This window comes from Plebeiibacterium sediminum, assembly GCF_026013605.1.
GTDB classification, from domain to species: Bacteria; Bacteroidota; Bacteroidia; order Bacteroidales; family Marinilabiliaceae; genus Saccharicrinis; species Saccharicrinis sediminus.
This window is the reverse complement of the sequence record NZ_JAPDPJ010000049.1, coordinates 37,275-49,954: the sequence shown is the minus strand read 5'-3', so window position 1 is coordinate 49,954 and position 12,680 is coordinate 37,275. Positions and strand designations below refer to the sequence as shown.

Annotated in this window: 9 protein-coding genes; all 9 read left to right on the top strand. The window is 34.6% G+C overall.

The annotated features are described in order from the left end of the window. The coding region (locus OM075_RS17655; protein WP_301191862.1) for a hypothetical protein at positions 1-354 on the top strand (354 nt) is incomplete at its 5' end. 358 nt (positions 355-712) lie between these two features. Then, complete coding sequence (locus OM075_RS17650) at positions 713-1,696, top strand: hypothetical protein (RefSeq protein ID WP_301191861.1); 984 nt, start codon at positions 713-715, stop codon at positions 1,694-1,696. Between the two features lie 182 nt (positions 1,697-1,878). Next, positions 1,879-2,523, top strand: coding sequence for a Shedu anti-phage system protein SduA domain-containing protein (locus tag OM075_RS17645; RefSeq protein ID WP_301191860.1), 645 nt, complete (start codon positions 1,879-1,881; stop codon positions 2,521-2,523). Between the two features lie 217 nt (positions 2,524-2,740). Beyond that, complete coding sequence (gene kwaA / locus OM075_RS17640; RefSeq protein WP_301191859.1) at positions 2,741-3,295, top strand: anti-phage protein KwaA; 555 nt, start codon at positions 2,741-2,743, stop codon at positions 3,293-3,295. Next, the gene (locus OM075_RS17635; RefSeq protein WP_301191858.1) at positions 3,295-4,362 is read left to right on the top strand and encodes a Kiwa anti-phage protein KwaB-like domain-containing protein; all 1,068 of its coding nucleotides are present in this window, start codon (positions 3,295-3,297) and stop codon (positions 4,360-4,362) included. The genes kwaA and OM075_RS17635 overlap by 1 nt, the downstream gene beginning before the upstream one ends. A gap of 675 nt (positions 4,363-5,037) precedes the next feature. After that, the gene (locus OM075_RS17630; protein WP_301191857.1) at positions 5,038-6,378 is read left to right on the top strand and encodes a sugar porter family MFS transporter; all 1,341 of its coding nucleotides are present in this window, start codon (positions 5,038-5,040) and stop codon (positions 6,376-6,378) included. A gap of 32 nt (positions 6,379-6,410) precedes the next feature. Further along, complete coding sequence (locus tag OM075_RS17625) at positions 6,411-7,301, top strand: carbohydrate kinase family protein (RefSeq protein WP_301191856.1); 891 nt, start codon at positions 6,411-6,413, stop codon at positions 7,299-7,301. Positions 7,302-7,843: 542 nt separating this feature from the next. Further along, positions 7,844-10,975, top strand: coding sequence for a SusC/RagA family TonB-linked outer membrane protein (locus OM075_RS17620; RefSeq protein WP_301191855.1), 3,132 nt, complete (start codon positions 7,844-7,846; stop codon positions 10,973-10,975). Positions 10,976-10,999: 24 nt separating this feature from the next. Continuing rightward, on the top strand, positions 11,000-12,679 hold the full coding sequence (locus OM075_RS17615; protein ID WP_301191854.1) for a RagB/SusD family nutrient uptake outer membrane protein: 1,680 nt from the start codon (positions 11,000-11,002) through the stop codon (positions 12,677-12,679). Position 12,680: the final 1 nt, after the last annotated feature.

The following is a 12,680-nucleotide window of genomic DNA, read 5'->3' as shown; positions in this document are numbered from 1 at the left end:
GCGGAAATTTGTTCTCACAAAATTGCAGGGCCATATTTCTTGGCGGAAATTTGTTCTCACAAAATTGCAGGGCCATATTTCTTAGCGGAAATTTGGTCTCGCGAAATTGCAGGGCCATATTTCTTAGCAGAAATCTGGTCTCGCGAAATTGCAGGGCCATATTTCTTGGCGGAAATCTCATCTCGCAAAACTGCAGGGCCATATTTCTTAGCAGAAATTTGCTCTCGCAAATCTGCACGGGCATATTTCTTAGCGGAAATTTGCTCTCACAAAATTGCAGGGAGGTATGTAAATCAGTTAAATATGTGTTTTTATGTAGTTTGTTATTGTTGCTCTTTTTCGCGATATGGTTGAAAAGTAAACTAATAAGCAATACCTAAAACAATTACCCAAAAATAAATCAATAACTAGTATATCTTGTAACTACCCATTAATTACTCATCACACATTATTAATTATTCATTTACTAAAATCCTCTCTTCGTCTATTTACAAATATATTTTACCCATTATGTGAAACATTTGAATAGTTTTGGAGTATATTCCATACTTAGTTATTTCAAATAATGTAATCCATAAAGGATATAAGAGTAGATTAATGACGGTTACAATACCAATATGGTTATATAAAGAGCATTAATTACGATTACTGAATTAGGGTGCGTATAGAAATGAGTTGTGTACAATTTGACAGACTACAAATAAGAATTCCAATGGATGATAAAAGACTAATAAATAAATTAGAATTAGCATATGCTCCTATGACAGCTTATGAATTTGCTGTTACAAAAAATGATACGGATATTGAACAAGCTCTTTTTAAAGCCAGCCTCTATTTGATTGCTCAAAGAGCAGTAATTACTTTTGAAAATATAGTTCCCGATGAGAATGAATACAAGTTGAATTTTGAAATTCATCAAAAAGGGAATCCTAATATTTTAAAATGTAGATTACCTTTAGCTCAATCAATTGTTAACACTAATGAAAATGATACTATTTTAATAGCTTTTAATGATTTAGATAAATCTACCACTCAGAATTTTCCACCTTATTTTAATATCCATGGATTTTCGCTTGTTAAACAACAAAAAGAAAAAGAAGAATTTTTAATATGGTTTTCTCCAGAAAAATTACTTCAAAATTGGTGGAAAGGTTATATTGAATGTGAGATAGAAGGCGATTATAAATCTTTTTTAAGATATCAAGTTCATTATGTTGGAAAAGCTACAAAACAAGGAATTTTAAAGAGATTAACAGGTCACTCAACTTTTCAAGATATTTTATCATTGGAAGAATCCGTTACTGAAAAACAACTTCCGGCAAATGAAATTGTAATATTATCCTTTGAATTTGAAGAAAATATACAAATGCAAACATTCGGAAGTTATTCTGATATTAAAAGTATGACATCTGCTTTACTTGGAGAAAATTATCCAGAACAGGAAACAATTTTTCTTGACTCAGAAAAAGCACTTATTCAGGCAATGAAACCTAATTACAATAAGGAATTGTTTAAAAATTACCCTATAAGTAAAGACGGACTTTATGATTTAAATTATAAAGTAATATCATATTCTTTTATAGACCCAATTACATTAATTTATGATGAAGGTGAAATTATAGGTAAAAAGCATGCATTCGGTGGGGATTTAATAGTAATATCAGATAATAAGGAGTTTAGGTTGATAAAAAATTAAAAAAAGTACACAACAGGACATAAATTTAAGGGCTGGTTAGTAATTATTTGAAGTTTTGTAACTCGTATTAGCTTTGGTTTAGCCTGACAGGAATGTAGTTCGTATTCAGCCCCGTAAATTTATGTGTACCGTTGGCATTCATTGATGTAGTAGCTTAAGCAAACAAAAATTAGACTAAGAATATGAGTACTTGGAATATTAAAGAAGTTGAAGAACAATTACAAACAGCTTACGACAATAATTCAGAAACAGAATTACTTGCAATATTGAAAAACAATTCATTTTTATTTTATGAACTTTATTCTAGAAAATATGGAATCCGACCAAACTTTAAAGAAGTTGCATTCGGGAATAAGTTTCGTTGTGACTTTGCTTGGTTAAATGATAATTCTGACGGTCCAGAATGGGTTTTACTAGAAGTTGAAAAGCCTAGTATGAAGTTGTTTAATAAAAACGGTGATCCTACGGCTGATTTAAATCATGCTATTGAGCAAGTTAAATCTTGGGACAGGTATTTTTCTGAGAATCCAAGTGAAAAAGCAAGGATTTTTGGTGCAGTAAGTAGATTTAGATTTGTGTTAGTGGGCGGAATGCAAGAAGAATGGCAAAAAGAAGCCGCTGCAAAGTGGAGAATTCAACATAATAATGAAAGTAAAATTGAAATCAGAAGTTCAGATGTTTTTCTAAGACCATTAGAAGTCGCAAAAAAGCAATATCAGGAATTGTGGAGCTTTGAAGAAAATCCTATTTCTAAAAATCATTCGAGTTTAGAAGAATATTGGAAAGAGTGTAAGTACATAGAGCATTGGAGAAAGTACTTAAGTTAAAAACAACGAAATGCCAACAATAAATAACATAGGCTGTCAGTGTAATTTTGGAAGTTTAGCAATTTTAATAAGTTCGCCGAAGCAAAAGCTTCGGCTAAGCAATGGTTAGACAGATTTACTTTTCAAAGTGCCTTACAAATCAAGTTTTCACTGTTGTGTGTAAGTATAAGAATTACATCCGTTAAAAGATTTCGACACTAAATAAAATGATGAAAAAATGACAAAATATAAAATAGGACTTTATATCGTTTCATTGATACTTTTATTCGTAAGTATAATTATTAAAACATATTACCATGCTTCATTTGAGTTTTGCCGCTCATGGGATTGCGTTTCTGAATATGCAAAACATAATATTCCAACATTAATTTGTTTGTTTTTCATTCTACTTGGGCTTATCATTTATAAGCTATATTTCAAAGAACTTAACGGAGAATTTGCTCACCCTAAAACAATAAAAACCGTTGAAAATATAAGTAATAACCATCTTTCATTCTTGGCTACATATATTTTGCCATTCGTAACCTTTGATTTTAAAGATGAAAGAAACTGGATTATATTAATATTTATGCTGGTAGTAATTGGAATTATTTACGTTAAAGCCAACTTTTTTTATACAAATCCAACATTGTCACTTTTTGGTGTTTATGTTTATAATGTAAGTTTTGAAAGTGACGATTCGAAAATTATTGCAATATCTAGAGGGAAATTAAAATCTGGCGATATTGTTAAAAGACGATTAATTGAAGAAAACATATACTTTGTGAAATAATGAAAAAATCAACTTTACTTTCAAAACTAAAATTTGTAATTGATAAACAAATCGGATTAGAATTGTATTTTTTATATCGTCCAAAATCACAGGATAATATTGAGATATTAAGAGCGAACCTAGAAGGAACAGTTACACAAACTAAGTTGGAACAAGACTTTATAACTAAGATAAAAAGCCAAATTTTCAATCAGGACAATGAAGGAAAGGAAATTCCGACAGGTATTGATTGGCAATTAAAACACATTAACGAGATTGATGAATTGAAGAATGTATATTATCATTTCCCAAATAAAGAGTCAGAAGATGATAGTTATCACATTCCAGTGGAGTTTGAAGAAATGAAAACTTTACAAGATAAGAAATATGAGGACTTCTCATTATTTGATTTTAGCAAGCATTTGTTAGATGATGTTTTTGCATTTTTAATTAGACTTCAGATAGATAATGAACAGGTTATCTTGTATAAAAACAAATACCCTTTTGATATTTTGTCACGCTCAACAGTTTTGAAACTATTAAGTCATGAGGTAGGTCATCGTACTAAATTTGAATTAGAGGATGCTCCTCTTTTGCAGATTAGTGACAAATTTGATTTTATCTTCATTGATGATAGTTATATTATATTGAATGTAAGGTTACTAGAATCAAAGTTTGGTTTTAATGAGCGTTATTTAACCAAAGGTGCTGAGTCTTTAAATTTTATTAAAAGCAAGAATATCCTTGTAGACACAAAGGTTCTTGATGATTTAGTAACAAAAGTAAGTTTTGCAAAGAAATTAATGAAAGTTTCTGCAGATAACGAAGTTTTAAAAACTCCGATTGCAGAAATGAAGAGTTTCTTAGATGAGTTTAAAACGAAGGACGGAAAATATAGTCTTGCAAAACGGATTAAATATATTCCTAAACAGAATAAGTTTGAAGTAAAAACAAAGGTTGCAGCAGACGACTTTGTTAGATTATTGAATGACCAATATCTTATTTCACTATTAACAAAAAAACCTTATATCGCTGAGGTTCAAAAAGATTTTGAGAATGTTGATGATAAGAAAAAAGAAACTAAATAGTATAAACACCAACATACAACACGCTAGAATAAAGCATATATGGAGTTCGTGATATTTAGAAAGTTGAGTGAGGTTATTGAACACCGCCAAATCGCATATTTTGATTTAAAAGAAAAAATAAATCAAAATATGCGTTTTGGCTCAATGGTATTTAGATAGTTTAGCTCGTTTAATCTCCATACGCTTCATCTAGCCAACACACCCGTAGGCCCGGATATGTCTATCCTTCACGGCTGTTAGCGCGGAAATTTTTTCCGTGCAATGTGCGTGCTGTAAATCATTTGCAGAGGTTTTAGGTTGAATGTTATTATCTTTTAAGCACAAAAATAAGGAATTGCATTCCGGTCCCTTTCTGAACAAACTCTGGTTAATACTTTATTATTATTTCAATCGATATTCAATTATTGCACTGTCCATAATTCCTAAAATCCGTCTTTACTTCGTTAAAATATCCTACGTAAGGTTATTAATATCTTAAATCATTTCTACTACTCATGTAACAAAAATGATAATCCTGTAACATAAGTGACATCCCTTTAAAATAAAGGCTTATATGTACTATTGTTGATAGGTAATGTATCATAAATGCAACACCAATTTGATATCCCCATTTACATTTGTTAAGAGTTTTTAATACTCAAAAACAATAAAGTGTAAACTCTTTAAAAGTTAGAAATGAGGACAAACAAGTATTTATATTGGATAACATTTATTGCTGTATTAAGCGGATTAATCTTTGGTTTAAATATGGCTGGAATTTCGGGAGCGGTTTCTTTTATACAAGATTATTTTGTTTTGAGTGATGTTAGTTTAGGCGCAGCAGTCGGATCTATAATGATAGGGTGTTTAATTGGAGCATTGGCTATTGGAACGTTGAGTGATAAATATGGTAGAAAACCAATGATGATTCTTGCAGCCATTCTATTTATTATTTCATCATTAGGTTGTTCGCTTGCGCAATCAATAGAACTTTTTATTGCGAGCAGATTTGTCGCAGGTCTTGGGGTTGGGGCTGTGTCTGTTTTAGCACCAACTTATATATCGGAAATTGCACCAGCAAATATACGGGGTAGGTTAGTTGCTAATAATCAATTTGCAATTGTAATAGGAATTTTACTGGCTTACTTAATAGACTTTGGGTTAGTTGATGTAGTTAATGGCTGGAGATACATGATGGCAGTTCCGGTAGTGTTCGGATTCATTTTTCTGGTGTTGTTACTGACTTCTTTCCCTGAGAGTCCCCGTTGGTTGGCAAAGGAAGGGAGACATGCCGAATCAGTGAATATATTAACCCGATTGGTAGGAAAAGAAAATGCTAAAACAGAGTTTGATAATATTAGTAGTGCGCTTAGAAAAACAGGAAATAACAATAAGGTAAAGTTTAAGGAACTATTTAAGGGGAAAGTAGCAAAAGTTGTTTTGTTGGGAAGTTTGTTGGCTGCATTTCAGCAGATAACTGGAATTAATGCAGTAATTAGTTATGCACCAACAATTTTTAGTCAGGCCAATGTAGGTAGCGATCAGGCGCTGTTGCAATCCGTATTAGTAGGAGTGGTTAACCTGGTTGCTACTATTGTGGCCCTATGGTTAGTGGACAGAAAAGGGCGTAAGGTTCTTTTGTTATGGGGAACGGTAGGAATGACCATCTCACTGATGTATATGGTTTATTCATTCACCTTTGATACAGCTGGTAGCTTTGGCGTTTTGATTTCACTACTAGGGTATATTGCATTTTTTGCAGCTTCGTTAGCGCCTGTTATGTGGGTAGTTACTTCCGAAATTTATCCTAATAGAATACGTGGTTTGGCCATGTCTTTCTCCACAGGAATTAGTTGGGTTTGTACCTTTTTAACGGTACAGTTCTTTCCATGGTTGCTCAATAATTTAGGAGGGGCATACACCTTTGGTTTCTTCGGCCTGTTTAGTCTTATTGCCTTCATCTTTATACTGATATATATACCCGAAACCAAAGGTAAAACACTGGAACAGCTTGAAGTAGACCTGGCTTTAAACTAATCTGATTGAAAGGAAACTAAATACAATACACAATGGAAAAGAGACTATATGTAATTGGAATGGGTGAGCTCTTATGGGATATGTTACCCGATGGAAAGCAGCTTGGAGGAGCTCCCGCAAATTTTGCCTACCATGCACAACAAATGGGAGCCAAAGGAGCTATTTTAAGTGCTGTGGGTAATGATCCTCTGGGTGATGAGATATGTGAAAACATTGAAAAACTAAATATTGATTCATTAATATCAAGAGTTGATTACCCTACAGGAACTGTCGCAGTAAAGCTTAGTAGTAATGGTATTCCAACTTATAACATTGTAGAAGATGTTGCCTGGGATATGATTACGCTTTCTGATCATGCTAAAAACGAATTGAATAAAGCGGATGCCATTTGTTTTGGTTCATTGGCACAGCGTAATGAAGTATCCAGAAATGAAATTGAAAAAGCAATCAATTACACTTCAGATAAATGTCTAAAAGTATTTGATATCAATTTACGACAGCATTTTTATACTAAGGAGGTTATTGTGAAGTCTTTGGTGCTTTGCAATGTGCTTAAAATAAATGATGAGGAGCTGGATATTCTTTCGGCCATGTTTGGCTGGGAAGGATCTGATATAGAGAAATGTCAATTTCTTATCGATCATTACAAATTAGAGATGTTGGCACTTACCTGTGGCGAAAAAGGCAGTTACTTATTTACTATCAATGAACAGTCCTTTTTAGAAACCCCAAAAGTTGAAGTTGCTGATACTGTTGGAGCAGGTGATTCCTTTACCGGTGTAATGATCATAGGGAAGTTACAAAATAAACCCTTGTCCGAAATTCATCAAATGGCTGTAAATGTATCAGCGTTTGTGTGCACAAAAAAGGGCGCTACGCCTTCTTACGCTTTAGATAAAATTTGTGATAAAATCAATTGTTAACTAAAACAAGCATTTTGTTTCCACATCATAATGTGCATTAAGGTTGGAAGTAATGGTTTTAAAAGGCTGAGCCTGAAATATCACAACTTTAGGCGATACACTTGAGTGTTCTAAAAGATATTAATGTTGTCATTAAGAGTAATTTATAAGCTGTAAATCGACTCTCCTCCTTAAGAAGGAGGAGTACCTCGACAAAGGAGAGGGGAGGTGGTTTCATACCTTTGGAGTTGGAATGTCCATAATAATAGGATCTAAATATTGAAAACCACCTCCCGACTCGTACCTCGCCGTACTCCTCCTTGAATAAGGAGGAGAGTTTATTCCCGTGGTGCACAGTTAATTACTATTAAGAGTGCCTTTTCGAACACTAGAAGGCGATACACCAAGTTGTGATGTATAAGGCTTTGATTTCATCGATTTTCAATTCAGCCTTTTGAATACGATAAATCCAACACTTGATTGACATTGAGAGTCCGTTTGTAAAGGGTATAGTGGCTTTACAGTGGATGACCAGGGAGAGATATGCAACTAAATGAAGAAAAATGAAAAAATCTGATGGTTTAATTAATTGGCTTAAGAAACTAATTGCAGTGTTTCTAATAGCTTTTATTTCTACTCTTGCCATGGCGCAAGAGAAAAATATAACAGGACGCGTGACTGAAGCTGGGACAAATAACGCAATTCCCGGAGTTACCGTTGTGGAGGTTGGTACAACCAATGGAACAATTACTGATATTAACGGAAATTTTACTATAAAAGTAAAAACCAATGCCCAACTTGAATTTTCATTTATAGGAATGATGACTCAGACCATTACTGTGGGTAATGAGTTGACTATAAATGTTGATATGAAAAGTGATTTAGTGGGGTTGGATGAAGTAGTTGTTACCGGATATACATCAGAAAAAATTGCTGATTTAACCGGTGCTGTTTCAATCGTTGAGGTGGATGAACTCATGAAGCAAGGTGAAAATAACCCTATTAAAGCCATGCAAGGTCGTATTCCTGGTGTTAATATTAGTGGGGATGGTAGTCCAAGTGGTGCTTCAACTGTTCGAATCAGGGGTATTGGTACATTAAATAATAATGATCCCTTGTATGTCATTGATGGTGTTCCAACTAAAGGTGGCATGCACGAACTGAATCCTTCTGATATTAAAAGCATACAGGTGCTTAGAGATGCTTCTGCAGCCAGTATTTATGGTTCACGAGCAGGTAATGGTGTTATTATCATTACCACAAAGCAGGGGAAAGAAGGAAAAACCCGTGTTAACTTTGACATGTTTCAAACTTTTTCTCAGTATGGAGAGATTATCGATATGCTGAATACAAAACAATTTGGACAGGCGCAATGGCAGGCCATGATTAACAGTGGTGTTAATCCGAATAACAACCAGATTGGATATGTATATGATTATAACTATGATAATAATGGTAATGCCGTTCTGAATGGAATGAAACTGCCTAAATATATTGATGCTAGAGATGGTACCAATACCATGTTGACCTCAGACACAGACTGGTTTAACGAAATAACCCGTCCCGGATTTGCCCAATCATACAATTTGTCAATCAGTAACGGTACCGATAAATCTAATAATTTCTTTTCACTGGGTTATTACGACAATAAAGGTACCGTTAATGAGACTTACTTTAAACGTTTTTCTTCGCGTATTAATACCAGCAGAAAAATTTTAGGCGACTTAATTACCATTGGCGAAAACCTTACGGTTAATAATACATCAGAGTTACAAACTCCGGGAGGCGTACTTGATTTATCTATTTTATCGCTTCCTGTAATGCCTGTAAAAACTGTTGATGGAGATTGGGGAAGTGTAACATCCGGTATGAGAGACAGAGATAATCCTGCCAGAATTCTGGATGCGAATAAAGATAATCCTTACAACTACTGGCGATTATTTGGTAATGCTTATATCGATATTCAGCCTGTTAAAAATCTGCATATCAAAAGTAGTTTTGGTCTTGATTATTCTAATTATTATCAACGTGCACTTACCTATAGTTTCACCGGAAGATTAGGTTCAGATCTTACTTCTTCAAAAATGATACAAAGCCATTCAACAAAATGGAACTGGACCAACACTGCAAACTATGTGGTTCAACTTAGTAAAAACAGGTTCTCATTTTTAGTGGGTACAGAAATGATTGATCATTCAGATATTAACTTTTCAGCAGAAAGAAGAACCTACGAAGTTGAAGATCCTGATTACATGTGGCCTGATGCAGGTGTTGGAGAAATGTATGCTACAGGTAGTGCAACGGGATATACTTTAAACTCATATTTTGGTAAGATTGATTATGGTTTTGCCGATAAATATCTGGCTTCGGTAACATTACGTAGAGATGGTTCTTCAAGGTTTGGTAAGGAAAATCGATATGCCACGTTTCCTGCTTTTTCTGCCGGATGGCGTATTGATCAGGAAGGCTTTATGGCAGGACTAAAGGGTGTTATTTCAAACCTGAAACTTAGAGCTGGATGGGGACAAACCGGTAACCAGGAAATTGATAACTATGCCAACAGGACCTTGATATATGCTAATTATATTGGTGAAACCGGAGCCGGAATTAATACAGGAACAGCTTACGATATCACAGGTTCCAATTCAGGAATATTGCCATCTGGTTATTCGCTGACTCAAAGAGCTAATGATGAAATAAAGTGGGAAACAACTACTCAAACAAACATCGGACTGGACTTTGGATTTTATAACCAGGCGCTTTACGGAAGCATTGAAGCGTATTTAAAAAACACTGAGGATATTTTGGTGAAACCGCCTTATCTGGGAGCTATTGGTGAAGGTGGAGACCACTGGGTGAATGGTGCTTCCATGGAGAATAAAGGTCTGGAAATCTCTCTTGGATACAGGGACGAAACAACAAATGGTTTTTCATATGATATTATGGCCAATGTATCAGGGTATCGAAATAAAATTACAAAACTACCTGAAAGTGTTGTGAATAGTTATGGCGGTAACGGAACTACCGATAATATTTTAGGCAGACCGCTGAATTCTTTCTATGGTTATGTGGCTGATGGTTTATTTCAATCACAGGATGAGGTGGATAGTTATGTGGATCAAACTGGTAAGGGACTTGGCCGAATCAGATATAAAAACATGAATGATGATGAGGTTATTGATGAAAATGACCGAGCCTGGATAGGAAATCCGCATCCTGATTTTGAATACGGATTGAATATTGCGCTAGGATGGAAAGGTTTTGATATGACTGCCTTTTTGCAGGGAGTTTATGGTATTGATGTTTATAATTCGGTAAAGCGTTTTACAGATTTCTGGGCTGTAGATGAGTTAGGTTCTAATAAGGGAACAAGAGTTTTAGATGCGTGGAGTCCAACTAACACAGGTTCAGATATTCCGGCATTATCGTACAGTGATTTAAACAATGAAAAACGAACTTCTTCATATTATGTTGAAAACGGTTCATACCTGAAATTGAGACTGATTCAATTGGGTTATTCACTGCCTAAGGATTTGTTATCGAAAATGAAATTGTCGAAGGCCAGATTGTATGTCAGCGGACAAAATTTGATGACCATAAAGAGTAAAGATTTTACAGGATTGGATCCGGAAAACCCTGCTTTGGCTTATCCAATTTCTACCTCTTTTACTGTTGGTATGAACATCTCATTTTAAGAACTAAATCAAAAATAAAAAATCATGAAACGAACATATAAATTAATATTCTTTTCACTAATTGCCTTAAATCTGGTATCGTGTGATGACTTTTTAGAAGTACCATCTTACGGAACTCTGACTGAAGACAACCTTACCGGTGCTGCGCAAATAGAGAATGAAGTGATATCTGCTTATGCAGCTATAGGAAACGATGAAATCAACCGTCCGTTAAGTTTATGGAACTATGGTAATGTAAGGTCTGATGATGCATACAAGGGAGGTAATGATCAGAATGATGGTGACTTTTTGCACTTTCTTGAAATCTCTTCTCCTTCAATTGGTAACGAAACCTGGTATACCGATGTATTTTGGTACAGGAACTATGTGGCTATTTCCAGAGCTAATTTTGCACTAAGTCTGCTTAATAAAATCAGTGAAGATGAGATGTCGAACAAGAATGTCAGAATAGGAGAGATGCGATTTCTACGCGGACACATGCATTTTATTCAGAAAATTATTTTTAATAAAATTCCGTATGTCGATGAAACGATGTCACCAGAAGATATTTCAAGCCTTTCAAATGTGGCTTATACCAATGATGAGTTATGGCAAAAAATAGCCGATGACTTTGAATATGCGTACAATAACTTACCCGAAGAACAGGATGAAACAGGGCGCGCCAACAAATATGCAGCTGCGGCCTACCTTGCTAAAGTATATCTATACAAAGCATACCGACAGGATGAAATGAATAACGTGGTTTCTGTTGATCAGGATGATTTACAAAAGGTATTGGATTTAACAGCTTATGTGATGACTTCTCCTTATAAACTGGAAAATGATTTTGCTTACAACTTTTTACCGGGAGAATATGAAAATGGTGCTGAATCTTTATTTGCAGTTCAATATTCGCAAGATGACGGAACAACTTATGGACGATTGAATATGGGCAATGCGCTTACCACACCTACTCCGGGTGGTGATTTTAATAAACCAAGTCAGAATCTGGTAAATGCCTTTAAAACATCAAATGGTTTACCAATGTTTGATACGTTTAATGATGCAAACTACAGCGAGAGTACAGATAAAGTTGATCCAAGACTTTTTCATACTGTGGCTATTGCCGGAAAACCATATAAATATACTGATATCAATTACGAAGAAAACCAATCCCGTAATCCTAATATGTATGGTTATTTTTCATCGTTAAAAGAAAATGTTGATCCGGCAAGTGACTACTATGTAAAAACAGGACCCTGGTATGCCAACTCAAAAAATAACATCATCATTCGTTATGCAGATGTGTTATTGATGCGAGCAGAGGCCTTGATTGAAATGGGAGATTATACTGCAGCATTACCTTTAATAAATCAGGTGAGAACAAGAGCAAAAGTGAGTACTTCACTAATCAGTTTTGCTACTAATCTTGACATTCAAACCTATCAGGACGGAGTGAATTGTGTATGGACGCAAGACTTTGCCCGTCAAGCTTTAAGGTGGGAGCGTCGTCTTGAACTGGCTATGGAAGGCAGCAGATTCTTTGACCTGGTTCGTTGGGGTATCGCTGATGAAGTAATGAATGCTTATTATTTGGGCGAAGCTACTGACCATACTTATTATCAGGGAGCTGAATTCGAAAAAAATAAGAATGAGTATGTCCCTGTACCTATCCAACAAATTAATTATAGTAAAGGTAGTTATAAGCAAAATTATGGATTTTAAT

Bases quoted from the DNA above. Each gene is read 5' to 3' on its own strand.
- OM075_RS17650 (WP_301191861.1), top strand. From the start codon at position 713: ATGGATGATAAAAGACTAATAAATAAATTAGAATTAGCATATGCTCCT.
- OM075_RS17645 (WP_301191860.1), top strand. From the start codon at position 1,879: ATGAGTACTTGGAATATTAAAGAAGTTGAAGAACAATTACAAACAGCT.
- kwaA (WP_301191859.1), top strand. From the start codon at position 2,741: ATGACAAAATATAAAATAGGACTTTATATCGTTTCATTGATACTTTTA.
- OM075_RS17635 (WP_301191858.1), top strand. From the start codon at position 3,295: ATGAAAAAATCAACTTTACTTTCAAAACTAAAATTTGTAATTGATAAA.
- OM075_RS17630 (WP_301191857.1), top strand. From the start codon at position 5,038: ATGAGGACAAACAAGTATTTATATTGGATAACATTTATTGCTGTATTA.
- OM075_RS17625 (WP_301191856.1), top strand. From the start codon at position 6,411: ATGGAAAAGAGACTATATGTAATTGGAATGGGTGAGCTCTTATGGGAT.
- OM075_RS17620 (WP_301191855.1), top strand. From the start codon at position 7,844: ATGAAAAAATCTGATGGTTTAATTAATTGGCTTAAGAAACTAATTGCA.
- OM075_RS17615 (WP_301191854.1), top strand. From the start codon at position 11,000: ATGAAACGAACATATAAATTAATATTCTTTTCACTAATTGCCTTAAAT.